General features: G+C 70.9%; 21 protein-coding genes. 8 read left to right on the top strand and 13 right to left on the bottom strand.

From position 1 onward, the window contains the following. Positions 1-119: 119 nt before the first annotated feature. Positions 120-1,175 (top strand): NAD(P)-dependent alcohol dehydrogenase, encoded by a 1,056-nt coding sequence (locus tag DELCS14_RS03825; RefSeq protein WP_013800519.1) that lies wholly within the window; start codon positions 120-122, stop codon positions 1,173-1,175. Positions 1,176-1,181: 6 nt separating this feature from the next. On the opposite strand, the gene DELCS14_RS03820 is transcribed toward DELCS14_RS03825, so the two are convergent. Further along, positions 1,182-2,099, bottom strand: a complete 918-nt coding sequence (locus DELCS14_RS03820; protein ID WP_228676847.1) for a LysR substrate-binding domain-containing protein — start codon at positions 2,097-2,099, stop codon at positions 1,182-1,184. A 157-nt stretch (positions 2,100-2,256) separates the two neighbouring features. Here DELCS14_RS03820 and DELCS14_RS03815 point away from each other — a divergent pair, with 157 nt between their 5' ends. Together DELCS14_RS03815 and DELCS14_RS03810 are read left to right on the top strand one after the other, a co-directional pair. Then, the gene (locus tag DELCS14_RS03815) at positions 2,257-3,282 is read left to right on the top strand and encodes a tripartite tricarboxylate transporter substrate binding protein BugE (protein ID WP_013800517.1); all 1,026 of its coding nucleotides are present in this window, start codon (positions 2,257-2,259) and stop codon (positions 3,280-3,282) included. Positions 3,283-3,289: 7 nt separating this feature from the next. After that, complete coding sequence (locus tag DELCS14_RS03810; protein WP_013800516.1) at positions 3,290-4,177, top strand: N-formylglutamate amidohydrolase; 888 nt, start codon at positions 3,290-3,292, stop codon at positions 4,175-4,177. Between the two features lie 69 nt (positions 4,178-4,246). On the opposite strand, the gene DELCS14_RS03805 is transcribed toward DELCS14_RS03810, so the two are convergent. From DELCS14_RS03805 to cbiE, 5 genes are all read right to left on the bottom strand, one after another. Continuing rightward, the gene (locus DELCS14_RS03805; RefSeq protein WP_013800515.1) at positions 4,247-4,576 is read right to left on the bottom strand and encodes a DHCW motif cupin fold protein; all 330 of its coding nucleotides are present in this window, start codon (positions 4,574-4,576) and stop codon (positions 4,247-4,249) included. A gap of 63 nt (positions 4,577-4,639) precedes the next feature. Then, the gene (gene cobF / locus DELCS14_RS03800; RefSeq protein ID WP_013800514.1) at positions 4,640-5,458 is read right to left on the bottom strand and encodes a precorrin-6A synthase (deacetylating); all 819 of its coding nucleotides are present in this window, start codon (positions 5,456-5,458) and stop codon (positions 4,640-4,642) included. Then, on the bottom strand, positions 5,455-6,333 hold the full coding sequence (cobM, locus tag DELCS14_RS03795; RefSeq protein ID WP_013800513.1) for a precorrin-4 C(11)-methyltransferase: 879 nt from the start codon (positions 6,331-6,333) through the stop codon (positions 5,455-5,457). The genes cobF and cobM overlap by 4 nt, the downstream gene beginning before the upstream one ends. Next, entirely contained in the window at positions 6,330-6,827 is a 498-nt protein-coding gene (locus DELCS14_RS03790; RefSeq protein ID WP_013800512.1) for a cobalamin biosynthesis protein, read from the bottom strand. The genes cobM and DELCS14_RS03790 overlap by 4 nt, the downstream gene beginning before the upstream one ends. Then, positions 6,824-8,026 carry a precorrin-6y C5,15-methyltransferase (decarboxylating) subunit CbiE gene (cbiE, locus tag DELCS14_RS03785; protein ID WP_043795677.1) on the bottom strand — a complete coding sequence of 401 codons (1,203 nt, stop codon included), beginning with the start codon at positions 8,024-8,026 and terminating at the stop codon, positions 6,824-6,826. Before cbiE ends, DELCS14_RS03790 begins: the two co-directional genes overlap by 4 nt. Between cbiE and DELCS14_RS03780 the strand changes: the two genes are divergently transcribed. Further along, entirely contained in the window at positions 8,025-8,810 is a 786-nt protein-coding gene (locus tag DELCS14_RS03780; protein WP_013800510.1) for a cobalt-precorrin-6A reductase, read from the top strand. The two genes, cbiE and DELCS14_RS03780, sit on opposite strands and share 2 nt — an antisense overlap. Here the strand turns inward: DELCS14_RS03780 and cobJ are convergent. From cobJ to DELCS14_RS03760, 4 genes are read right to left on the bottom strand one after another with little or no spacing between them, the layout of a single operon-like run. After that, entirely contained in the window at positions 8,753-9,577 is an 825-nt protein-coding gene (gene cobJ / locus DELCS14_RS03775; RefSeq protein WP_013800509.1) for a precorrin-3B C(17)-methyltransferase, read from the bottom strand. The genes DELCS14_RS03780 and cobJ overlap by 58 nt on opposite strands. Further along, positions 9,571-10,341, bottom strand: coding sequence for a precorrin-2 C(20)-methyltransferase (gene cobI, locus DELCS14_RS03770; protein ID WP_013800508.1), 771 nt, complete (start codon positions 10,339-10,341; stop codon positions 9,571-9,573). The genes cobJ and cobI overlap by 7 nt, the downstream gene beginning before the upstream one ends. Continuing rightward, positions 10,331-10,960: a precorrin-8X methylmutase gene (locus DELCS14_RS03765; protein WP_013800507.1), complete on the bottom strand. Its 630-nt coding sequence runs from the start codon at positions 10,958-10,960 to the stop codon at positions 10,331-10,333. The genes cobI and DELCS14_RS03765 overlap by 11 nt, the downstream gene beginning before the upstream one ends. Beyond that, positions 10,960-12,204: a precorrin-3B synthase gene (locus DELCS14_RS03760; protein WP_043795676.1), complete on the bottom strand. Its 1,245-nt coding sequence runs from the start codon at positions 12,202-12,204 to the stop codon at positions 10,960-10,962. The genes DELCS14_RS03765 and DELCS14_RS03760 overlap by 1 nt, the downstream gene beginning before the upstream one ends. 247 nt (positions 12,205-12,451) lie before the next feature. On the opposite strand from DELCS14_RS03760, the gene DELCS14_RS03755 reads away from it, so the two are divergent. The 4 genes from DELCS14_RS03755 to DELCS14_RS03740 all read left to right on the top strand — a co-directional run bounded on the left by DELCS14_RS03755 (position 12,452) and on the right by DELCS14_RS03740 (position 17,041). Continuing rightward, on the top strand, positions 12,452-14,215 hold the full coding sequence (locus DELCS14_RS03755; protein WP_013800505.1) for a methyl-accepting chemotaxis protein: 1,764 nt from the start codon (positions 12,452-12,454) through the stop codon (positions 14,213-14,215). Between the two features lie 18 nt (positions 14,216-14,233). Continuing rightward, positions 14,234-15,382, top strand: a complete 1,149-nt coding sequence (locus tag DELCS14_RS03750; protein ID WP_013800504.1) for a FecR domain-containing protein — start codon at positions 14,234-14,236, stop codon at positions 15,380-15,382. 314 nt (positions 15,383-15,696) lie between these two features. Next, positions 15,697-16,305: a thiol:disulfide interchange protein DsbG gene (dsbG, locus tag DELCS14_RS03745; protein ID WP_013800503.1), complete on the top strand. Its 609-nt coding sequence runs from the start codon at positions 15,697-15,699 to the stop codon at positions 16,303-16,305. A 58-nt stretch (positions 16,306-16,363) separates the two neighbouring features. Beyond that, on the top strand, positions 16,364-17,041 hold the full coding sequence (locus DELCS14_RS03740; protein ID WP_228676846.1) for a glutathione S-transferase family protein: 678 nt from the start codon (positions 16,364-16,366) through the stop codon (positions 17,039-17,041). 24 nt (positions 17,042-17,065) lie between these two features. On the opposite strand, the gene DELCS14_RS03735 is transcribed toward DELCS14_RS03740, so the two are convergent. From DELCS14_RS03735 to DELCS14_RS03725, 3 genes are read right to left on the bottom strand one after another with little or no spacing between them, the layout of a single operon-like run. Further along, positions 17,066-18,574, bottom strand: coding sequence for an efflux transporter outer membrane subunit (locus tag DELCS14_RS03735; protein WP_013800501.1), 1,509 nt, complete (start codon positions 18,572-18,574; stop codon positions 17,066-17,068). A gap of 5 nt (positions 18,575-18,579) precedes the next feature. Then, positions 18,580-21,735, bottom strand: a complete 3,156-nt coding sequence (locus DELCS14_RS03730) for a multidrug efflux RND transporter permease subunit (RefSeq protein ID WP_013800500.1) — start codon at positions 21,733-21,735, stop codon at positions 18,580-18,582. A 26-nt stretch (positions 21,736-21,761) separates the two neighbouring features. After that, positions 21,762-22,991, bottom strand: coding sequence for an efflux RND transporter periplasmic adaptor subunit (locus tag DELCS14_RS03725; RefSeq protein WP_013800499.1), 1,230 nt, complete (start codon positions 22,989-22,991; stop codon positions 21,762-21,764). Positions 22,992-23,123: the final 132 nt, after the last annotated feature.

Raw genomic sequence — 23,123 nt, 5'->3', positions numbered from 1 at the left:
ATTGATTAGCTGTGCTGATAAGCCCATTAAGCATTGATTAGCTAGTCAGCAGGGCAGGCGGCGGCAAGAATGCCCGCATCCCTTTCCACACCCACCAGGCCTCCCACGAGGAACATCCCATGACCGTCAAAGCCTATGGAGCCCATGCGGGCGACCTGCCCCTGCAATCCCTGAACATCACGCGCCGCGCACCGGGCGCCCACGATGTGCAGATCGAGATCGCCTTCTGCGGCGTCTGCCACTCCGACATCCACCAGGTACGCTCGGAATGGGCGGGCACGCTCTACCCCTGCGTGCCGGGCCACGAGATCGTGGGCCGCGTCTCGGCCGTGGGCGCCCATGTCTCGGGCGTGAAGGCCGGCGATCTGGTCGGCGTGGGCTGCATCGTGGACAGCTGCCGCCATTGCGCGGACTGCGACGAGGGCCTGGAGAACTATTGCGACCACATGGTCGGCACCTACAACGGCCCCACGCCCGATGCGCCCGGCCACACGCTGGGCGGCTACGCGCAGAGCATCGTCGTGCATGAGCGCTATGTGCTGCACATCCGCCACCCCGAGGAACAGCTGGCCGCCGTGGCGCCGCTGCTGTGCGCGGGCATCACCACCTGGTCGCCGCTGCGCCACTGGGGCGTGGGGCCGGGCCACAAGGTGGGCGTGGTGGGCATTGGCGGCCTGGGCCACATGGGCATCAAGCTGGCCCACGCCATGGGCGCGCATGTGGTGGCCTTCACCACCTCCGAGTCCAAGCGTGAGGCGGCGCGCGCCCTGGGCGCCGACGAAGTGGTGGTCTCGCGCAACGCGGCCGAGATGGCGGCGCACACCAAGAGCCTGGACTTCATCCTCAACACCGTGGCCGCGCCGCATGACCTGGATGCCTTCTTCACCCTGCTCAAGCGCGACGGCACCATGGCCCTGGTGGGCGCGCCGGCCACGCCCCATCCCTCGCCCCAGGTTTTCAACCTGATCATGAAGCGCCGCAGCCTGGCCGGTTCCATGATCGGCGGCATTCCCGAAACGCAGGAGATGCTGGATTTCTGCGCCGAGCACGGCATCGTCGCCGATATCGAGATGATCCGCGCCGACGAGATCAACGCCGCCTACGAGCGCATGCTGCAGGGCGATGTGAAGTACCGCTTCGTGATCGACAACGCCACGCTGGCAATGACGTCGTGACGGGTGTCAGGCGGCGGCCGGGTGGATGCCCATGGCGGCGATATCGGCCGCCGCCGTGTCCAGCAGCCAGCGGCGGAACTCGGCAAAGCCGGGCCGGGGCCGCCGGTCGCCGGGCACGCACAGGAAATAGCCGCGCTGCAGCGTGACCGGCAGGTCAAAAGGCACCACGACGGTGCCGGCCCGCAGTTCCTCGCGCACCAGGCAGCGCTGCACCAGGGCCAGGCCCATGTCCGCAATCACGGCCTGGATCAGGATGGACACCTGATCGAACGCCGTGGCGAGGTTGGGCGCCTTGCGGCCGGCGCCGGCCGCGCGCAGCCACTGCGTCCAGTTGCCCGGAGCGGTGGTGTGATAGAGCAGCGGCTCGGTGGCCAGATCGCCGGGCTTGCGCCAGGCGCCCTGGGCCAGCCGCTGGGCCATGCGCGCCGGGTGGCAGATGGGCACCATCTCGCGGCCGATGACGTAGTCGCAGCTGCAGTGCGGCCAGTCCTCGGGGCCCAGGCCGGTGAGCACGGCGGCGTCGGGCGTGGGGCCGGTGAAATCCTCGCTCTTGCGGTAGGGCACGAAGTTCACGCGGATGCCGGGGTGCAGCTGCTGGAAGGCGCGCAGGCGCGGAATCAGCCAGGCGCTGGCCAAGGTGGGCACCACCGCCAGGTTCAGCGGCCTGTCGGCCGCGCCCAGGCGCAGGCGGGCGCTGGTTTCCTCGATGGCGGCCAGCGGCTCGCGCACGGCGTCCAGCAGTTCTCGGCCCACGGGCGTGAGGTGCAGGGAATGCGCATTGCGCTTGATCAGCGCCAGGCCGTAGTGCTGCTCCAGCCGCGCCACGGCACGGCTGACCGCGCTCTGGGTGACGCACAGCTCGGCCGCCGCGCGCGAAAAACTGCCCAGCCGCGCCGCCGTGGCGAAGGCATGAAGCTCGGACATCGAAGGCGAGTGCAGACGCATGGAATACAGACCCTGAACAGGCATTGGCGGACAGCACAACGGCGCGCCCGAAGCCGGTGCGAGCATGCGCAACAGTCATGCTAGCGGCCAAATTGTCGTTTGGAAGCACGGGCCATGCCACCGACACTTTGTCGTCATGAACACGCCCACATCCCTTCGCTCACCGCTTGGCGCACCGCTTCGTGCACGCCGCAGCACCGTCCTCGCCCTTGGCGCCATCGCCGGCATCGCCCTGCTGGGCGCCACGGCGGCCCGTGCCGAGTTTCCCGACCGGCCCATCCGCCTCATCGTGCCCTTTGCGGCCAGCGGCTCGACCGACCTGGCCGCACGCCTGATCGGCGAATATGCGGCCCGCGAGCTGGGCCAGGCCATCGTGGTGGAAAACCGCGCCGGTGCAGGCGGCTCGCTGGGCATGGAGCAGGTGGCCAAGTCGCGCCCCGACGGCTACACCCTGGGCATGGCCACCATGAGCACGCACGGCTCCAACGCCGCCGCCTACGGCGCCCGCCTCAAGTACGACCCGGTCAAGGACTTCGCCCCCGTCAGCAATGTGGCGACCGTGCCCAGCGTGCTGGCCGTCAACGCCAAGTTCCCCGCCAGGACCATGGCCGAGCTGCTGGCCATGGCCAGGAAGGAGCCGGGCAAGATCACCTTCGCCTCGCCCGGCATGGGCTCGCTGGGCCATGCCAACGTGGAGTATTTCTCCAGCCTGGCGAAGATCGAGCTGCTGCACGTGCCCTACAAGGGATCGGGCATGGCGCTCAACGACGCCGTGGCCGGCCAGGTGGATGCGATCACGGACAACCTGCCCTCGGCCCTCACCCACATCCAGGCCGGGCGGCTGCGCGCCCTGGCCGTGCTCTCGGACAAGCGCTCCCCCGCCCTGCCCGACGTGCCCACCTACGGCGAGCTCGGCTTTCCACAGATGGGCAATGGCGGCTGGTTCGGCATCGTCGCGCCGGCAGGCACGCCGGCGCCGGTGGTGCGCCGGCTCAACCAGGCCATCCATGCGGCCATGAAGCAGCCGGACTTCATCAAGAAGATGGAGGACGCGGGTGCCACCCTCATCCCCAACACGCCGCAACAGTTCCAGACCCAGATCGAGCAGGCCGTGGCGCGCTACGCCGCCGTGGCCAAGGTCGCCAAGATCAGCGCGGAGTGAGATGAAGATGCAGGACACCCTCCAGGACCAGGCCCTGTACGTGCTGCACCCGCCCGAGGGCGCCGCCATACCGCTGGTGTGCGATTCGCCGCACAGCGGTGTGCGCTACCCCGGCGATTTCGGGCACGCCGTGCCGCGCTCCGTGCTGCGTGCGGCCGAGGACACCCATGTCGAGGCCCTGTGGGGCGCCGCGCCCGCAGTCGGCGCCACCTTGGTGGAGGCGCTGTTCCCGCGCAGCTACCTGGACCTGAACCGCACGCTCGACGACATAGACCCGGCCCTGCTGGCCACGCCCTGGCCCACGCCGCTGTCGCCCGGGGAGAAGACGCGCATCGGCTCGGGCCTGATCTGGCGCACCGTGAAGAACCAGCCCATCTATGACCGCCTGCTGCCCGTGGACGAGGTGCAGCAGCGCATTGCGCGCTGCTACCAGCCCTACCACCAGGCGCTGGCCCAGGCTGTGGAGGACACGCACCGGCGCTTTGGCGCGGTCTGGCACCTGAACCTGCACTCCATGCCCAACAACGCCTATGAGCGGCTACAGATCCGCAGCGAGCGGCCGCTGGCCGACTTCGTGCTGGGCGACCGCGACGGCAGCACCTGCGAGCCCGCCTTCGTCGCCCTGGTGGAGGAATACCTGCGCGGCTGCGGCTACACCGTGGCGCGCAACGATCCCTACAAGGGCGTACAGCTGATCGCCAGGATCGGCCAGCCCGCGCTGCAGCGGCACAGCATGCAGATCGAGATCCGCCGGCCCATCTACATGGATGAGGACACGCGCGAGCGCAACGCCGGCTTCGAGGCCGTGCGCCAGGACATCACGGGCCTGCTCAAGACCATGGCGGCGTACTTCGAGAGCCATGCGTCCGTCAGGCATTCCGCCGTCCAGGCATGAGCCCCTGGTATCCCGCGCCGTGCGCCACTGCAGCGCGCTGCAGTGGCCGTGGCGACGGTGTCGGGCGGTTCAGTCCACCACGAAGAGCCTGGCGCCCTTGGGCGAGCGCGAGCGGTGCGGCTCGGCGTTGTCCGCCACCTGGTAGCTCATGCCGGGCGTCAGCGTGAAGCGGCGGCCGTCCGCCAGCTCGGTCTCCAGCTCGCCTTCCAGGCACAGCAGCACATGGCCCTTGGTGCACCAGTGGTCGGAGACATAGCCGGGCGTGTACTCCACCGTGCGCACGCGGATGTTGCCGAAGTTCTGCGTGCGCCAGAACGCCTGGCCGGCCTCGGCCGAATGCTCGGTGGGCGCCACGGCGGCCCAGTCGGTGGTGTTGAAGGGGATGTTGTCCATCTGCATGGCGGGATTCCTTGATGAAGGGGGTGCACAGCGTGGGGGCCGGCGTCGGCAGCAGCCTCGGCCTCAGCCCCCGCGCCGCAGCAGGTAGATATCCATGATCCAGCCATGCCGCTCGCGCGCTGCGGCGCGGGCCTGCACGATGCGCGGTGCCGCCTCGGCCAGCGGGCCGCTGTCCAGCATCTGGCGGTCCATGCCCAGGTAGGCGCCCCACCAGATGTGCAGGCCGGCGTCCATGTCGCTGCCGTCCGAGTCCAGCAGCTCGGTGAAGCTGCATTGCCCGTCCAGCATGACCACGGCCGTGTCCACGCCGGGCGGCCAGCCCTGTTCACGCAGCTGGCGGCCCGTGGTCACCACGAAGGGCTGGCCTATGCCGTTGAGCGCGATCGCATGCGCGGCGCACAGCACCTGCATGGAGCTGATGCCCGCCACCACGCGCACGCTGTGCGGCGCCGGCTGCATGCGCGCGGCAATGCGCAGGGTGCTGTCGTACAGCGCCGGGTCGCCCCAGACCAGCAGCGCGACCTGCAAGGGCTGGCCGGGGGTGCGCGGCTGCAGCCCCTCGTCCAGGGACCGGGCGATGGCCGCCTGCCAGCAGCGCGTGATGGCCGCATGCCATTCATCGACCTGGGCCAGGTAGTCGTCGCCCGCGCTGCGGCGCACGGGCATGTCGAAGCCTTCGATGCGCGGGCCGGGCGCAGTGAGCACGGCATCGCACAGGTCGCGGCGCAGGGCGGCGAGTTCGGCCTTGTCCTCGCCCTTGTGCGGCAGCAGGATCAGGTCGGCGGCCTGCATGGCGGCCTGGGCTCCGCGCGTGAGGTGGTCGGGGTTGCCCGTGCCGATGCCGATCAGGCTCAGCGCCACGGGCGGCAGGGCCGCGCTCATGGGGCGGGGTTCCCGAGGGGCACGTCGCTCACGGTGTCGCTCACGGTGTCCCTCAAGGTATCCCTCGCGGTATCCAGCGCGGCATTCGCATGCACATCGGTGGCGGGAAAGCGCGGCTCGGTGCCCAGCGGGCGGTAGCGGCGGTCGTAGTCGGCCGCGTAGAGGCGGCTTTCGCCGAAGTCCTCGGCCTGCAGGCTGCGGCCCACCAGGATCAGGGCCGTGCGCTCCATGTGGGTGGCCACGGCCTCGGTCAGGCCGCCGACCGTGGTGCGCACCACGGTTTCGTCAGGCCAGCTGGCGCGCCAGACGATGGCCACGGGGCAGTCGGCGCCGTAGTGCGGCAGCAGCTCGGACTGCACCTTGGCGGCCACATGGATGGACAGATGGATGGCCAGCACGGCGCCCGTGGCCGCGAAGGCGGCCAGGTTCTCGCCCTCGGGCATGGCCGTGGCGCGGCCCGAGGTGCGCGTCAGCACCACGGACTGGCACAGGCCGGGCAGGGTCAGCTCCGCGCCCAGCGTGGCGGCGGCGGCCGCGAACGAGGGCACGCCGGGCGTGACGGTGTAGGCAATGCCGGCCTCGCGCAGGCGGCGCAGTTGCTCGCCCATGGCCGACCAGACGGACAGGTCGCCCGAGTGCAGGCGCGCCACGTCTTCGCCACGCGCCTCGGCGGCCTGGATCTCGGCCACGATGTCGTCCAGGCTCATGGATGCGGTGTTGACGATGCGCGCGCCCGGCGGGCAGTGCGCCAGCAGCTCGCGCGGTATCAGCGAGCCCGCGTACAGGCAGACCGGGCAGGCCGCCATGAGGTCGCGCCCGCGCACGGTGATCAGGTCGGCGGCGCCGGGGCCGGCGCCGATGAAATGCACGGTCATGCCGTTGCTCCTTGGTTCTTGGCCTGGCTGGCGTGGGCCAGGCAACAGTTCAGAGGTCCGCCCTGGCCCACGGCCAGGGCCAGGGTGGCGCTGCCGTCGTCCGCGACCAGGCGGGTCACGCTCAGGGCGGAGTGCTGGCCTGCGGCGGCCAGCGCCGCCGCCTCGGCCACGCTGCCCGTGCCATAGCGCGCCAGCATGCGCGGCGACTGCGTGACCACGGGCTGCCCAGGCAGTTGCCCTGGCGGCACGCGCACCAGAACGGCCGTGGGCACGACAGCCGCCATCCAGGCGGCCAGCGCCGGATGGCTGGCCTTGGTGTCCAGCACGGCCACGGCGCAGATGGGCTGGGGCGCGCAGGCGCCTGCGTCTGCGCTTTCCGGCAGCTGCGCCTGCGCACGCTGCCACAGCGCCTGCAGCGCATGGGGCAGTGCGTCCGTGTGCAGGCCCAGGCCCAGCACGCCGCAGCGGTGGGGGATGGCTTGGTCCGGGTTCACCGCTGCCAGCTCCACTGCACCAGCGGCCGCGCAGCCTTCCAGCTGCGCATGCGGCCCAGCGGCTCGGCGCTGGAAATCTCCAGCCGCAGCAGCTGGCCGCCGTGCTCGGCCTGCAGTTGCACCAGCAGGGCCTCGGTCTCCAGCGTCACGGCATTGACCACCAGGCGGCAGCCTGCGGGCATGAGGGCCTGCAGGCATTCGAACAGGGCCACGTCAAAGCCCCCGCCCACGAACACGGCTTGGGGCCGGGCCAGCGCCTGCAGCCCGGCCAGCGCCTCGGGCGCCACGCCCTGCACCACGCGCAGGCGCGCCTGCAGGCCGAAGCGCCGGGCGTTGTGGTGGATGTTGTCCGCACGCGTCGCATGCTGCTCCAGGCTGATGGCCGAGCCACCGGCCAGGCACCACTCCACGGCCACCGAGCCCGAGCCGCCGCCCACATCCCACAGGCATTCGCCGTGGCGCGGCGCAAGAGCCGCCAGGGTCAGCGCGCGGGCCGGGGCCTTGGTGATCTGGCCGTCGTTGGCGTACCAGTGATTGGGCCGGCCCGGCACCAGCGGCAGGGCCGCGCCGCCCTGGGCGAGCACGGCCACGGCCACGGGTGCGCGGGCAGGGTCGGCGGCCAGGGCCTGGGCGGCTTCGGCGGCGCGCCATGCGCGGCGGCGCTCGCGCGGGCCGCCCACGGATTCCATGACCTCCAGGCGGCTGTCGCCCCAGCCTTCCTGCACCAGCCAGTCCACCAGTGCGGCCACGGCGGCGCCATCGCGCAGCAGCACCAGCGACTGGCGGCCTGGCGACAGGTGCGGCAGCAGCTGCTCCACGTGGCCGGCGTGCAGGCCCAGGCAGACCGTGTCTTCCAGCTTCCAGCCCAGGCGGGACGCCAGCAGCGAAAATGTCGAGGGTTGGGCGTGGCAGCGCCACTCCTGCGGCGCCAGATGCGCCGCCAGGCTGCCGCCCGCCCCGAACCAGAACGGATCGCCCGACGCCAGCACCACCGTGGGCCGGCCACGGCAGGCCAGCACGGGCGCCACGTCAAAGGGCACGGGCCAGGGACGGCCCCGCTCGCCGGCCTGGGCCAGCGCCAGATGGCGCGGCCCGCCAAAAACGGTCTCGGCCGCGTCCAGCGCGCGCAGCGCGGCGGGTGCGAGGCCGTCCAGGCCGTCTTCGTTCAGGCCCACCAATGTCAACCAGGGATCAGTCATGCCCCATGTTCTCCTGCTGGGCGGCACCAGCGGCGCCAGCCAGCTGGCCCAGGCCCTGCACCGCGCCGGCATTGCCGCCGTGTTCTCGTATGCGGGCGTCACGCAGTCGCCCGTGGCCCAGCCCCTGCCCACGCGCGTGGGCGGATTTGGCGGTGCCCAGGGCCTGGCGCAATTCCTGCGCGGGCAGGCCATCAGCCATGTGGTCGATGCCACCCACCCGTTTGCCGCACAGATGAGCCGCAATGCCTGCGAGGCCTGCGCCGCCACCGGCACGCCGCTGCTGGCGCTGGAGCGCGAGCCCTGGCAGGCCAGTGCCGGCGATGCCTGGATCGACGTGCCCGACATGCAAGCCGCCGCTGCCGCCCTGCCCCAGGCAGCCACCCGGGTGTTTCTGGCCGTGGGCCGCAAGCAGCTTGCGGCCTTTGCGGGCCAGCCGCAGCACCACTATCTGCTGCGCCTGGTCGATGCGCCCGAGCCCGGCAGCCTGCCCCTGCCCCACACCACGGTGGTTCTGGGGCGCGGTCCTTTCAGCGCGGACGACGATGAAGCCTTGCTGCGCACGCACGGCATCGAATGGCTGGTGGCCAAGAACGCAGGCGGCGAGGCCACGCGCGGCAAGCTCGATGCCGCACGCGCCCTGGGCCTGCCCGTGGTGATGGTGCAGCGCCCGGCGCTGCCGCAGCGCCAGCGCACCGGGTCGGTGGCTGCGGTGCTGCACTGGATTGCTCATGGCGTGCTGCCGACAGCGCAGCCCGCACCGCCCGCACCGCCATCCATGCCGTAGTGGCGTGGCGTGTAGACCCAGCGGCCCACGCGGCGCGTGGCGCTGTTGCCCACCAGGACCACGGTGCGCATGTCGGCCATCTCGGGCGTGGCCTCGGCCAGCGTGCATACGTGCAAGTGTTCCTCGGGCGTGGACACGGCGCGCGCGAACACCAGCAGGCGCTGCGGCTCGCAGCGGGTGCGCAGCAGCTGCAGCAGGCGCACAAAGCCTTCGGGCCGGCTCTTGGAGCGCGGGTTGTAGAAGGCCATGGCGAAGTCGGCCTCGGCCGCCAGTTCCACGCGCCGCGCGATCACCGGCCAGGGCTTGAGGTTGTCCGAGAGATTGATGCAGCAAAAGTCATGGCCCAGCGGCGCGCCGGCCCGCGCGGCGGCGGCCAGCATGGCGGTGATGCCGGGCAGCACCTGGATATCGAGCGCCTGCCAGGCGGCGGCCTGCGCCGCATCGGCCGATTCCATGGCCTCGAACACGGCCGACGCCATGGCGAACACGCCCGGGTCGCCCGAGGACACCACGACCACCTGCCGGCCCTGCGCGGCCAGCGCCAGCGCCTGGCGCGCGCGCTCCAGCTCCACGCGGTTGTCGGAGGCATGCCAGGCCACGGCCTGGCCCTGACCCGCCTGCGCCAGCAGGGCCTGCGCGCGGGACACATAGGGCAGGTAGCCGACCACATCGTCGGCCGCGTGCAAGGCGGCTGCGGCTTCGGGCGTGATCTGGTCCAGTGCGCCCGGGCCCAGCCCCACCACCGTCAGGCGGCCGGCGCTCACCATGCGGCCTCCGGCCGGCGGCCCTGGCCGTGCACGAGCACGATGGCGAAATAGGGGCAGGCGTCGTCGGACACATCGCCCAGGCGCGCGACCTGCTCGCTGTCCGTGGTGCCGTTCTGCACCAGCCAGGCGGCGTCAAGCCGGCCCGTGCGCTGCAGGGCGCGGCGAATGCGCGGCAGGTTGCGGCCGACCTTCATGACGACCAGGGCCTCGGCCGTCTGCATGCGGCGCACCAGCTCGTCTTCGGACAGGGTGCCGGTCATCACGCTGAGCACGTCGTCGCCCCAGGTGATGGGCTCGCCCGTGGCGTGCCAGCAGCCCACCATGCCGGGGATGCCGGGCACCACGTCCAGCGGCACCTGGCCGCGTTCGCGCAGCCGGGTGTACAGATGCATGAAGGAGCCGTAGAGGAAGGGGTCGCCCTCGCACAGCACCACCACCTGCCCGGTCTGCGCCAGCGCTTCCAGGCGCAGGCACCAGTCGTCGTAGAAGCGCGCCAGCAGGTCCACATAGGCGGGGCTGTCCACGGGCAGCTCGGTGGTCACCGGGTACTCCATGGCGTGCTCGGCAGCGCCTTGGGCCAGCAGGCCGTCCACCAGCTGGCGAGCCTTGCCGGGCCGGCCCTTCTTGCGGAAGAACGCCACCTGGCGGGCGCCGCGCACCAGGCGGTCGGCCTTGACGCTCATGAGTTCGGGGTCGCCCGGGCCCAGGCCCACGCAGACAATGCCGGGCCCGCCCTGGCTGGGACGCGGCTGCCTACTCGACATGGCTGGCCAGTGCGTTGATGGCGGCCACGGTGATGGCCGAGCCGCCCAGGCGGCCGTGCACGGCCATGCAGGGAACGGGCAGGTCCTGCATCAGCGCCTGCTTGGATTCCATGGCGCCCACAAAGCCCACGGGGCAGCCGATGATGGCGGCCGGCCGGGGGCAGGCCGGGTCCTGCAGCATGTTGAGCAGGTGGAACAAGGCCGTGGGCGCATTGCCGATGGCCACCACGGCCCCGGCCAGGTGCGGGCGCCACAGCTCCAGCGCGGCGGCGCTGCGCGTGTTGCCCATGTCACGGGCCAGCGCGGGCACGCGCTCGTCCTGCAGCGTGCAGATGATGGGGTTGGCGGCGGGCAGGCGCGAGCGAGTGATGCCCTCGCTGACCATGCGCACGTCGCACAGCACGGGCGCGCCGTTTTGCAGGGCCTGCGCGGCGGCCTCGGCCATGCCGGGGGAGAAGGCCACGTGCGGGGCCAGCTCCACCAGGCCGGCGGCGTGGATCATGCGCACCACCACGCGTTCCTCGACAGGCGTGAAGCGTTCCAGCGCCGCCTCGCGGCGGATGGTGGCAAAGGACTGCCGGTAGATCTCGGCGCCATCGGTTTCGTAGCGGTGCAGCATTATTCTTTTGAAAACAGCAATCCCGGATTGTCTCGCACCGAGGCCAGGGTCCGCTGCTCCTGCGCCCTATCCCCGGCACGGCCGTGGCGCACTACGGAATAGACAGGGCCTTCGCCCTCGTCTTCACCTTCTGCCCGCAGCACCACCGTGGCCGGCGCCTGCCGCGCGCAGCCCTTGGCGCATCCGGTCACATGCAGGTGCGCGCCGTGGGGCACCTGCGGCGCCAGCTCCAGCGCCAGGGCCTGCGTGGGACCCAGGGCCTGGGTGCAGCCCGGCGCGCCGGTACAGGCGGATACGCGCAGGCGCGGGTCATGGACGTGGGTGATCCAGTCAGCGGCGTTGTCCAGCCCCGCCGCAGCCCACCAGCGGGGCAGCGCCGCGCCGGCTCCGGCGTCTTCCACCAGCAGCATGCGCCAGGGTGTCACACGCAAAAAGGCCTGCTCAGGCAAGGCGCGCACCAGCCGCGCCAGCGCCACGGCCGGCAAGCGGCCCAGCGGCGCGCCCAGCAGCCAGCCCACGCCGGGCACGGCACCGGGCGCCGGTCCTTCGCCGTGCGCCGGGGTTTCTGTCTCCACCCAGTCCAGTCCGGGGGGCGGCTGCAGTTGCGCCGCCACCGCGGCCATGCGTCCGGGCCGCAAGCCCTGGGCGCGGCGAAGGGAGGCCTGACCGGCAAACCAGCGCGCCAGCGCCAGGCCTGCGGCCACGGCCTGGCTGGCATCGGCCACGGCCAGCGCCTGCTGCCGTCCATCGGGCTGCACCAGCCAGCCGGTGGCTGTGCGCTGCAGGCGGATATCGGCGGACACGCCGGCCAGCCGGCCCGGCGCGCCTTCCACCGACCAGCCGAACTTGGCCGGCAAGCCGGCCAGATCCTCGGCCGCATCCAGTGCCTGCTGCAGGGCCTGGCCCAGCGCATGGACGGCCTCCTGCGGCCGGCACAGCGGGTCGATCACCAGATTGCGGCGGCGCTCGCGGCCTGCATCGGCATCGAGCAGGCCCACGGCCGCCAGGGCGCGCAGCACGGCGGCGTGCCGCCCGGGCGCAATGCCGCGCAACTGCACATTGGCGCGGCTGGACAGCTCCAGCGCGCCGTTGCCATGCACCCAGGCCAGGCGCGCCAGCCGCCGCGCCTGGGCCACCGTCAGGCGGCCCAGCGGCGGGCGCACGCGCAGCACCAGCCCATCGCCGGAGGCCATGGGCTGCCAGGCGCCGGGGCACCAGCCTTGGATGTGGGGAGGGGTATGCATGGGGTAGGGGCCCCGACTGTAGCGCCGGCGCACCCGGCATCCCAGGTGCAAGACCCGCATGCGTTCATGAAATGCGGGCTTTCTTGATCCAGCCCGCCTGGGAAGCGGGCTGGTGACGCCTGGCCCCCACCTAGCCTGAATTTGTCAATTCAAGTTGAAATTTAACAATTCACCCTTAGGGTTTTATCAAATTGATCATTTATTTTTGATAGAAACTGATACTTGCACCACCTACCTGGAAAGCGCCATGAATCTCCGCACCTGGACCGTCAAGACCAAGCTCTACGCCGCCTTTACCGCCCTGGCTTTACTGGTCGCACTGGTTTCCGTATCTGCCCTTCATGCGCTGGACGGTTCCGACCGCAACCTGACGCAGTTCGTCGACGGCGTGAACGCCCGCGCCCATCTGGCCGAACAGGTGCGCGCGGCCGTGGACAGCCGCGCCATCGCGGCGCGCAACCTGGTGCTGGTGAACACGCCAGCCGATCTGGACATGGAAAAAACGGCCGTGTACGCCGCCCATGCCGCGGTCAAGTCCCACCTGGACCAGCTCAAGGCCCTGGTGGCCTTGCCCGGGGTGGGCGAGGAGGCTCGCGCCCTGGTCGCCCGCATTGACCAGATAGAGCAGCGCTACGGCCCGGTGGCGCTGGACATCGTTTCGCTGGCGCTGCGCCAGCAAAGGGACGAGGCCATTGCCAAGATGAACAGCGAGTGCCGGCCGCTGCTGGCCCAGCTGATCGCGGCCACCGACGAGTACAGCCAGCTCACGCGCCAGCACGCCCAGGTCATGGTGGAGCTGGCCACGCAGTCCTATGTGCAGCAACGCAACATGCAGATCGGCGTGAGCGCGGTCGCATTCGTGCTGGCCCTGCTCATGGGCCGGCTGATCGCACGCGGCCTGACACGCGCGCTGGGGGCCGAGCCTGCCCAGCTCGGTGAAGTCGCCCGCCAGATCGCCGACGGCAACCTCGACCCCGGACTGGTGCGCAGCGAAGCGCCCGCAGGCAGCGTGCAGGCCTCGCTCAACGCCATGCACCAGAGCCTGGCCAGCGTGGTCAGCGATGTGCGCAACAACGCCGACAGCGTGGCCGTGGCCAGCGAGCAGATCGCCAAGGGCAATGCCGACCTGAGCCGCCGCACCGAGCAGCAGGCCAGCGCGCTGCAGGAAACCGCAGCCTCCATGGACGAGCTGTCTTCCACCGTGCAGCAGAACGCGGACAACGCACGCCAGGTCAACCAGCTCGCACGCGGCGCCAGCCAGATCGCGGCCAAGGGCGGCACCGTGGTGCAGGAAGTCGTGGGCGCCATGCAGGACATCCATGCCAGCTCGCGCCAGATCGGCGACATCGTGGGCGTGATCGACTCCATCGCCTTCCAGACCAACATCCTGGCCCTGAACGCCGCCGTCGAGGCCGCGCGTGCCGGCGAGCAGGGCAAGGGCTTTGCCGTGGTGGCCGCCGAGGTACGCACCCTGGCCCAGCGCAGCGCGCAGGCCGCCCGCGAGATCAAGCAGCTCATCACTGACAGCGCCACGCGCGTCAGCCAGGGCACGGAGCTGGCCGACCAGGCCGGCGCCACCATGGCCGAGGTGCTGCAATCCATACAGCGCGTGACCGACCTCATGGGCGAGATCAGCAATGCCAGCGACGAGCAAAGCGCCGGCGTGGCCCAGGTCGGGCAGGCCATGAGCCAGATGGACCAGGTCACGCAGCAAAACGCCGCCCTGGTGGAGGAAAGCGCGGCGGCGGCCTCCAGCCTCAAGTCCCAGGCCCAGCGCCTGGTGCAGGCCGTGGCCATCTTCCGCCTGGGCGACCAGGACGGCGCGGCACAGCAGCCGCGTTTGCAGGCGCCGCTGCCGGCGTCCGTGCCCACGCGCGCGGCCACGGCATCTGCGCTGGCGCCGGCCAGGCCGGCACCGGCACAGCCCTCAGCCGGTGCGCGCCCTGCACGACCTGTACGCCTCGCTGCGGCCAAACCGTCTGCCGAATCGCAGGACTGGACCAGCTTCTGAGGCAGGGAATCCGCACGCATGCACCGCTACCGCTCCTGCACCGCGCCCCTGGACAAGGCTGCGCAGGTGCGCGAACTGGAAGAGTTCTTCCGCGGGCAAAACCCCATCGACCTCGCTGCGGCCGACTGGCACACGCGCATGGAGCAAGGCCTGACCGCCGAGGAAGAAGCCGAATTCACTGAATGGCTGGCAGCCAGCACGGCGCACGAGGCCGCCTTGCGCCACCTGGGCCAGAGCCTGGCGGCAGCGCGGTCCACTCCCCCCGAACAGGTGGCGCGCCTGCGCGCGGAGCAGGCACGCCGGCGCTCGCAGTCGGCGCCTCACGCACACCCGGAACCGGCCCCGCAGCGCCCGTCCTCCGAAGAGCGCCAAGGCTGGAGCTGGTCCCGCCTGCTGCCGCGCCCTGCCCTGGCGGCCCTGGCGGCCCTGTGCTGCACGGTGGCCCTGGCCCTGGCCGTTGGCGTGGGCTGGCACCAGTGGCAGCAGCAGCCCACCTTCACCAGCAGCCACCTGACCCCACGCGGCCAGGCCAAGACCATCACCTTGCCGGATGGCACCGCACTGTCCCTGGATTCCGATACCCAGGCGCAGGTAACTCTGTACCGCGACCGGCGCGAGGTGCGCATCACGCAAGGGCAGATCCTGTTTGCCGTGGCGCCCGACAGCGCCAGGCCCTTTCACGTGCTGGCCGGCCCGGCGCGCGTCACCGTGGGCGGCACGCGGTTTTCCGTGCGCTATCGCGCCACGGGCATGGAGGCGGGCAGCGTGCAGGTAGCCGTGCAGGAAGGCCATGTGCGCGTGGCCGGCGCGCAAGGCACTGCAGCCGCTGACGCCGCGCCCGCCGACCTGGTCGCGGGCCAGGCCCTGAGCGTGTCGCCTGCAGGCGTGATCGGTCCGGTGTCGGCTGTGGCGCCCGGCAGCATTGCGCTGTGGCGCAAGGGACTGATCCGCTTCGAGAACACGCCCCTGGCCGACGCCCTGGCCGAGCTGGAGCGCTACGGGCCGACCGGCCTGGTTGTACACGACCCGGCCGTGGCGGCCCTGCGCATTGGCGGCAGCTACCAGACCAGCCGCCCCGCCGAGTTCGCACGCATGCTGGCCCAGATCCTGCCCGTCACTCTGGTGGCCGGGCCCGATGGCCAGACCGAGATTGCCGCTGCGCCCTGAGCACGGAGGCGGGACCGGCCCCGCTCGCCCTGGCTGTCTGCAATGACGACTGCCCAGCGCCGATGCGCAGCATCTGCAAGGGTGTCAATGACAATCAGCGGCGTGCGAAGCCCATGGGCTGCAACGCAGCGACAGCGGCGCGTGGTCGGTCGGCCGTCGTGTGCGAGATTGCCGCAAGCGATTTCCTGGACCGATGGAACGCGGCGCATGCACTCCGACTCACACCGTCCGCAGCTGTTGCCACAGCACCAGGCGCTGCACGCTTGTCGCGCAGCGCCGCCCCCTCATTCATTCAACCGTTTCAAGGAGTTCCCATGCATCTTCAACGCACCGTCCTTTTTGCAGGCATGGCTGCCAGCCTCTTTCTGGCGGCGGGATGGGCCACGGCCGCAGAAGGCCCTGCCACGGCCCAGGCCCCCCAGGCCAAGGCCCAGGCCCAGGCCGCCAAGCCGGCGGGCGACACCGTGCAGGCGCAGCTGGAGACCTCCACCTGGGTACCCGACGGCAAGGCCGATGCGCCGCGCGTGATCTATACCTTCACCGACCCCAACTGCAAGTACTGCCACAAGTTCTGGGAGGCCGCGCGTCCCTGGGTGGATGCAGGCAAGGTGCAGCTGCGCCACATCCTGGTGGGCGTGATCCGGGACGACAGCCCCGCCAAGGCCGCCGCCATCCTGCAGGCCCCGGACCGCGCGGCCGCACTGATGGAGCACGAGAAGAAGTCCGCCCAGGGCGGCATAGCGCCCGCCTTCAGCGTCAGCCCCGACGTGCGCAAGACGCTGGAGGCCCACCGCAAGCTGATGATGTCCCTGGGGTTCCGTGGCACGCCGGGCATCGTGGTGATCGACAGCCAGGGCGGCACCAAGAGCTATGGCGGCATGCCGCGCGATGCGGCCCTGCCCGAGGTGTTCGGGGCGCTGTGAACGGGCTGCCGTGAACCGGACGCCAGGTGATGCCCACACCTCGGCAGCCACGAGTAGCATGGCCGGCAGGATCACCACTGCGGAGAACGCCACCATGCTCAAGCTCTACGGTTTTTCCAGGGTCAATGCCGGCGCACGCGGCCGCACGCGCGATCTGCGCGTGCTGTGGGCACTCGAAGAGATGCAGCTGCCCTTCGAGATCGCGGGCATGGACCATCCCGCGCACGACCTGAACACCGAGGCCTACCGCCGGCTCAGCCCCTTCGAGCAGATTCCTGCGCTGGACGATGACGGGCAGGTGATTTCGGAGTCGGCCGCCATCGTGCTGCATCTGGCCAGAAAGTGCGGCCGGCTGATGCCCTCCGATGCAACCGGCGAGGCCCAGGTGCTGCGCTGGTGCTTTGCAGCCATGAACACGGTGGAGCCGCCGCTGCTCAGCCTGATGGTTCTGGACTGGACGGCCGATGGCAGCTGCGGCAAGCACCGCGAATTCCTGGTGGGCTGGGCGCATCGCATGCTGGGCAACCTGGAGCGCTGGCTGGACGGGCGCCGCTTCATTGCCACCGACGAATTCACGGTGGCCGACATCCTGATGGCGCATGTGCTCGCCTGCATCCCGGACCGCACGCTGACCGCGCCCTGCCCCGCCGTGGAGGCCTACCGCGACAGATGCCTGGCCCGGCCCGCCTGGCAGCGGACCCTGGCGGCCTACAACGCGCGGGTGGAGGCGGCGTAGCCGGGGCTCAGGGCTGCTCGGTGCTCAGGGCTGCTGGACGGCCGCCACAGGCTGGAACTGCGGTGGTAGCGGCGGCGGCGCAGTCCAGCTGCCCCCCAGCACGCGGAACAGCTGGGCCAGCGCCAACTGCCGCTGGGTCACGGTATCGATGTAGGCGCTGTCATTGGCGAAGGCGTTGCGCTGTGCGTCCAGGTAGCGCAGATGGTCGTCCACCCCCGCCTGGTAACGGGCCTGCGCCAGCCGCAGGCTTTCGCGGCTGCTGTCGCGCAGCGCCAGGCGCGCGGCTTCCTCGCGGCGCAGCGTGTCGGTGGCGGCCAGGGCGTCGGCCACTTCGCGGAAGGCGGTCTGGATGGCCTGCTCGTAGGCGGCCACGGCCATGTCCTTGCGCAGCACGGCCAGGTCGAGGTTGGCGCGGTTGCGCCCCCCGTCGAAGAGGGGCAGCGTGACCTGGGGAGTGAACGACCAGGCGCGCTGGCCCGAGCGGAACAGGTCGGACAGATCGGCGCTGGACGATCCCAGGAACCCGGTGAGCGAGATGCGCGGGAAGAAGGCCGCGCGCGCCGCACCAATGTCCGCGCTGCGCGCGCGCAGCCGGTGCTCGGCCGCCTGGATGTCGGGGCGGTGGATGAGCAGTTCGGAAGGCGTGCCGGCCGACAGGTCCTGCAGCAGCATGGGTACGTCGGACGACTTTGCCGACTGTGCAGACCCCGCGGCCTGTGCAGACCGTGCGGACTGTGCGGACAGGTACGGCCCCAGATCCTCCACGCCCGTCAGCAGCAGCAGGGCGTTGCCGGCCTGGCGCAGTTCGCGTTCGCTGCGCTCCACGTCGGCGCGGGCCTGGGCGGCCAGGCCCAGGGCGTCCTGGTGATCCAGGGCCGTGGCCGTGCCCGCCTGGCGCCGCTGCGCGGTCAGCCGCAGCGAGGATTCACGGCTTTGCAGCGTGCGCTGCGCCAGTTGCAGGCGGCGCAGGGCCCCGTCGCGGGACAGGTAGGCCTGCACCACTTCGGCACCCAGGCTGATGCGGGCGGCGCGCGCGGCCTCTTCGGTGGCCAGGTACTCGCCCAGGGCGGCTTCGGACAGGTTGCGCACGCGGCCGAACAGGTCCAGCTCGAACGCGGCCAGCCCCAGGCCGGCCTGCCAGCTGCCCTGCACCTGCGGCTGGCTCGTGGCATTCATGTCGCCCGGCAGGCGCTGGCGCGTGCCGCCGCCCTGCAGGCCCACGCCCGGCAGCCGGTCGGCGCGCTGCACCTGGTACAGGGCGCGTGCCGCCTCCACGTTAAGCAGGGTCTGGCGCAGGTCGCGGTTGTGGGCCTGGGCCAGGTCCACCAGTTGGCGCAGCTGGCGGTCGGCGATGAAGCTGTTCCAGTCCAGCGTGGCCGCCGACGAGGACAGCACGGGCGCCGCATCCTGCTGCGGCCAGTGCGTGGGAATGGGCGCCTGCGGACGCTGGTGGACCGGGGCGAGGGAGCAGCCCGCCAGCACCAGGCTGGCGGCCAGCGCACACAGGGCGCGTGGGAAGAAGTGCATGGACATGGCGCTTACTCGATGGGGGTTGCCGGGGCCTGCAGGGCAGGCGGGGTGCCGGCCGGCGCCTTGCGCCGGAACAGGGACAGCACCCAGACGAAGAAGACGGGAACGAAGACCACCCCCAGCAGCGTGGCCGACAGCATGCCGCCAATCACGCCGAAGCCGATGGCGGCCTGGCTGGAGGCGCCCGCGCCCGAGGCCAGCGCCAGCGGCACCACGCCCAGGATGAAGGCCAGCGAGGTCATGACGATGGGCCGAAAGCGCAGCCGCGCCGCCTGCAGCGCGGCCTGGGCCAGGCTGTACCCCTGCGCATGCAGGTCCTTGGCGAACTCCACGATCAGGATGGCGTTCTTGGCCGCCAGGCCGATGATGGTGATCAGGCCCACCTTGAAGTACACGTCGTTGGACAGGCCCACGGCCGAGGTGGCAAGCACCGATCCCAGCGCGCCTATGGGCACGATCAGCATCACGGCGGCGGGAATGCTCCAGCTCTCGTACAGGGCCACCAGCAGCAGGAACACCACCACGATGGCCAGCGCGAACAGCTTGGGCGCCTGGGCACCGGCGGCTTTCTCCTGGAAGGACAGGGCCGTCCACTCGTAGCCGATGCCGCGCGGCATCTCGGCCATGATGCGTTCCAGCTCGGCCATGGCCTCGCCCGTGGTGTGGCCGGGCCTGGCGTCGCCCGAGATGCGGAAGGCCGGATAGCCGTTGTAGCGCGAGATCTGCACCGGCCCGCTTTCCCAGCGCACCGAGGCAAAGGCCGACAGCGGCACCTGCTGCCCGCTGGCGTTGGGCACGTGCAGGCGCAGGATGTCCTCGGGCCGCGCGCGGGCCTGGGCATCGGCCTGCACCACCACGCGCTGCAGGCGGCCCGCGTTGGGAAACTCGTTGATCACGGCCGAGCCGTAGGCCGTGGACAGGGCCGTGTTGATGGCGCTGAAATCCACGCCCTGGGCCTGCGCCTTGCGCCGGTCGATGTCCAGCCGCAGCTGCGGCGCATCCTCCAGGTTTTCCATCATGGCGTAGGCAATGATGGGCGAGGCATTGGCCTTGGCCAGCAGCTGGTCGCGCGCGGCGATCAGCGCCTCGCGGCCCAGGTTGGCGCGGTCCTGCAGGCGCAGCGCAAAGCCGCCGGAGTTGCCCAGGCCGTCGATGGGCGGCGGGTCCACGGCCATGACGGTGCCGTCGGACAGGCGGGCAAAGCGCTGGTTGAAGGCCTGCACCTCGTCCCACGACGCCTGCCCGGCGCCGCGCACCGACCAGTCCTTGAGCGTGACGAAGGCCAGGGCCGCGTTCTGCCCCATGCCCGAGAAGCTGTAGCCCATCAGGAACTCGGCCTGGGCCGTGGCGGGGCGGCCCTGGATGTAGTCCTCCATGTCCTTGACCATGGCCTTGGTGCGCTCCGTGGTGGCGCCCGGCGGCAGCTGCACGCCGACGATGTAGTAGCCCATGTCCTCGTAGGGCACGAAGGATTCGGGCATGCGCGTGTACGCCACGCCCAGACCGGCCACGATGGCGGCATACACCAGCATGCAGCGCCCGGCGCGGCGCACCAGCCGCTGGTTGAGCAGGTCGAAGCGCTCGGTCAGCGCCGCGAAGCGGCGGTTGAACCAGCCGAAGAAGCCTTTGCGCTCGGCGTGGTGGCCCTTGGCAATGGGCTTGAGCAGCGTGGCGCACAGCGCCGGCGTGAAGGTCAGAGCCAGCAGCCCCGAGAACAGGATGGACACGGCCAGCGACAGCGAGAACTGCCGGTAGATCACACCCACCGAGCCGCTCATGAAGGCCAGCGGCAGGAACACCGCCACCAGCACCAGGGTGATGCCGACGATGGCGCCCGAGACCTGCTGCATGGCCTTGACCGTGGCGGCCAGCGGCGACAGCCCCTCCTCGGCCATGAGGCGCTCCACGTTCTCCACCACCACGATGGCGTCGTCCACCAGGATGCCGATGGCCAGCACCATGCCGAACATGGTCATCATGTTCACCGAAAAGCCCAGCGCATACATCACGCCCAGGGTGCCGGCCAGGCACACGGGCACGACGATGGTGGGAATCAGCGTGTAGCGCAGGTTCTGCAGGAACAGCCACATCACCAGGAACACCAGCGCCACGGCCTCCACCAGGGTCTGGATGACCTTGCCGATGGCCACTTCCACGAAGCGCGAGGTGTCATAGGGCACGGCGTACTGGATGCCGGCGGGGAAGTTCTGCGACAGCTCGGCCAGGCGCGCCTTGACGGCCTTGGCCGTCTGCATGGCGTTGGCCCCGGGCGCCAGCTGCACGGCGGCGGCCACGCCCTGGCGGCCGTCCTCGCGCGAGGAAAAGCTGTAGTCCAGCTGGCCGACCTCCAGCCGCGCCACATCGGCCAGGCGCACGGCCGAGCCATCGGCCCTGGCACGCAGCACGATCTGGCCGAACTCCTCGGGCGAGGCCAGCGTGCCCTTGACGGCAATGGTGGCGCTCAGCTCCTGGCCGGGCCCTGCGGGCGAGGCGCCAAAGCTGCCGGCCGGCACCTGCGCGTTCTGGGCGGCGATGGCCGCGTTCACGTCCGCCACCGACAGGCCGTAGCCCAGCAGCTTGTTCGGATCGACCCACACGCGCATGGCCACATCGGCCGCGAAGAACTGCACCTTGCCCACGCCGGGCACGCGGCGGATCTCGTTGTTGATGTTGCGCACGGCGTAGTCGGACAGGGCCACCTCGCTGTTGCCGCTGTTGCCGCTGCCGTCCTTGTAGGTCAGCGAGTAGATCATCAGGAAGTTGGCGCTGGCCTGCTCGACCTGCAGGCCCATCTGCATCACGGACGCGGGCAGGCGCGCCTCGGCTTTCTTGATGCGGTTTTGCACCTCCACCTGGGCCAGCGCGGGCTCGGTGCCCGGGGCGAAGGTGGCCGTGATCTCGGCCAGGCCCGTGGAGCCGCTGGAGGAGTCGAAGTACAGCAGCCCCTTGGTGCCGTTGAGCTCCTCCTCGATGACGCTGGTCACCGACTCCATCACCGTGGTGGCGGAGGCGCCCGGATAGTTGGCGGTGATCGAGATCTGCGGCGGCGCCACGTTGGGAAACTGGGAGACGGGCAGCGCCGGTATGGCCAGCAACCCGGCGAGCATGATGAAGATGGCCACCACCCAGGCGAAGTTGGGGCGGTTGATGAAGAACTTGGACATGGTCTATTCCTTGGGCAGGCGCCGGCTCAGTCGCTGGACGTGGCGGAGCTGCCGGAGGCGCTGAAGGTGCCGGACAGCCCCGCCGTAGGGGAGGCCGCGGCATCGGAAAGGGCCGTGACCTGAACCCGCGCCCCGGGCTGCAGGCCCGCCATGCGGCCCACCACCACGCGCTCGCCGCCCTTGAGGCCTGCGCTGATCTGCCACTGCGCGCCATGCATGGCCGCGGTCTGCACGGGGCGCATCTGCAGCGTGTCCTGGCCATCCACCACCAGCACGTGGGCCTGCCCGTCGGTGCTGCGCTGCACGGCCCGCTGCGGCACCAGGATGGCGGCAGGGTCCACGCCCTGGCCCACGGTCACGCGCACATACATGCCGGGCAGCAGCATGCCGTCGCGGTTGTCGAAGCGCCCGCGCAGCGCCATCTGGCCCGTGCCGCGATCCACCGTCACATCCGAGAACAGCAGCCGCCCCGTGCGCTGCAGGCCCGTGCCGTCCACCTTCAGGGAGACCGGCGTGCCGTCCTTGCCCGCTGTCTGTGCCAGGCGGCCCTCGGCCAGAGCCGCGCGCAGGCGCTGGGCTTCGGCCACGGGCTGCTGGAAGTCGGCATAGACCGGGTCGAGCTGCTGGACCAGCGCCATGGGTGTGGCCTCGCCCTGGCCCACCAGGGCGCCCTCGGTGACCAGTGCACGGCCGATGCGGCCCGCGATCGGCGCCCTGACCGTGGCGTATTCCAGATTCAGGGCGGCCGCCTGCACCTCGGCCTGGGCGGACTGCCGCGCGGCCTGGGCCGCCTGCAGGCGGGCCTGCATGGCCTCGAAGTCCTGGCGGCTGACCGCCTCCTGCGCCACCAGCGGCGCGTTGCGGCCAACCACGGCACGCGCTTCGAGCAGGGCCGCCTCGGCGCTGGCCAGCTGGCCCTGGGCGCGGGACAGGGCGGCGCGCAGGGGCGCCGGGTCGATCTGGAACAGCACCTGGCCGGCCCGGACGTCGGCACCTTCCTCGAAATGGCGGCGCAGCACGATGCCGGCCACCCGAGCACGCACCTCGGCCACGCGCACGGGCTCGATACGGCCCGGCAGCTCGCTGGACAGGGCCAGCGGCGCGGGCTGCACGGTGACGGCCTGCACCACGGGCAGCGCGTCACCCGCTGCGGCCGGAGCCTCGTTGCGGCCGCAGCCCGCTGCCAGGGCGGCCAGGGCGGCCAGCACCAGGGCCGCCAGCGGCAGGCCACGTCGCTTGTTCAGACGCATGCTCATGTTCACAACCTGATTGAGTTCGATACGAAGGCCGCGATGGTACATATCAGAATCAAATGAGTCAACATCGATTCATTTGATGCTTTGAAACATCAACAGATAAAATCCATGCACTTTCCAAGGAGGCATGAC

Source organism: Delftia sp. Cs1-4, from assembly GCF_000214395.1.
GTDB lineage: Bacteria > Pseudomonadota > Gammaproteobacteria > Burkholderiales > Burkholderiaceae_C > Comamonas > Comamonas acidovorans.
This window is presented reverse-complemented; position numbering and strand designations above follow the sequence as displayed.

Coding starts and splice junctions, on each gene's coding strand:
- DELCS14_RS03825 (WP_013800519.1), top strand. CDS start 120: ATGACCGTCAAAGCCTATGGAGCCCATGCGGGCGACCTGCCCCTGCAA.
- DELCS14_RS03820 (WP_228676847.1), bottom strand. CDS start 2,099: ATGTCCGAGCTTCATGCCTTCGCCACGGCGGCGCGGCTGGGCAGTTTT.
- DELCS14_RS03815 (WP_013800517.1), top strand. CDS start 2,257: ATGAACACGCCCACATCCCTTCGCTCACCGCTTGGCGCACCGCTTCGT.
- DELCS14_RS03810 (WP_013800516.1), top strand. CDS start 3,290: ATGCAGGACACCCTCCAGGACCAGGCCCTGTACGTGCTGCACCCGCCC.
- DELCS14_RS03805 (WP_013800515.1), bottom strand. CDS start 4,576: ATGCAGATGGACAACATCCCCTTCAACACCACCGACTGGGCCGCCGTG.
- cobF (WP_013800514.1), bottom strand. CDS start 5,458: ATGAGCGCGGCCCTGCCGCCCGTGGCGCTGAGCCTGATCGGCATCGGC.
- cobM (WP_013800513.1), bottom strand. CDS start 6,333: ATGACCGTGCATTTCATCGGCGCCGGCCCCGGCGCCGCCGACCTGATC.
- DELCS14_RS03780 (WP_013800510.1), top strand. CDS start 8,025: ATGCCCCATGTTCTCCTGCTGGGCGGCACCAGCGGCGCCAGCCAGCTG.
- cbiE (WP_043795677.1), bottom strand. CDS start 8,026: ATGACTGATCCCTGGTTGACATTGGTGGGCCTGAACGAAGACGGCCTG.
- cobJ (WP_013800509.1), bottom strand. CDS start 9,577: ATGGTGAGCGCCGGCCGCCTGACGGTGGTGGGGCTGGGCCCGGGCGCA.
- cobI (WP_013800508.1), bottom strand. CDS start 10,341: ATGTCGAGTAGGCAGCCGCGTCCCAGCCAGGGCGGGCCCGGCATTGTC.
- DELCS14_RS03765 (WP_013800507.1), bottom strand. CDS start 10,960: ATGCTGCACCGCTACGAAACCGATGGCGCCGAGATCTACCGGCAGTCC.
- DELCS14_RS03760 (WP_043795676.1), bottom strand. CDS start 12,204: ATGCATACCCCTCCCCACATCCAAGGCTGGTGCCCCGGCGCCTGGCAG.
- DELCS14_RS03755 (WP_013800505.1), top strand. CDS start 12,452: ATGAATCTCCGCACCTGGACCGTCAAGACCAAGCTCTACGCCGCCTTT.
- DELCS14_RS03750 (WP_013800504.1), top strand. CDS start 14,234: ATGCACCGCTACCGCTCCTGCACCGCGCCCCTGGACAAGGCTGCGCAG.
- dsbG (WP_013800503.1), top strand. CDS start 15,697: ATGCATCTTCAACGCACCGTCCTTTTTGCAGGCATGGCTGCCAGCCTC.
- DELCS14_RS03740 (WP_228676846.1), top strand. CDS start 16,364: ATGGCCGGCAGGATCACCACTGCGGAGAACGCCACCATGCTCAAGCTC.
- DELCS14_RS03735 (WP_013800501.1), bottom strand. CDS start 18,574: ATGTCCATGCACTTCTTCCCACGCGCCCTGTGTGCGCTGGCCGCCAGC.
- DELCS14_RS03730 (WP_013800500.1), bottom strand. CDS start 21,735: ATGTCCAAGTTCTTCATCAACCGCCCCAACTTCGCCTGGGTGGTGGCC.
- DELCS14_RS03725 (WP_013800499.1), bottom strand. CDS start 22,991: ATGAGCATGCGTCTGAACAAGCGACGTGGCCTGCCGCTGGCGGCCCTG.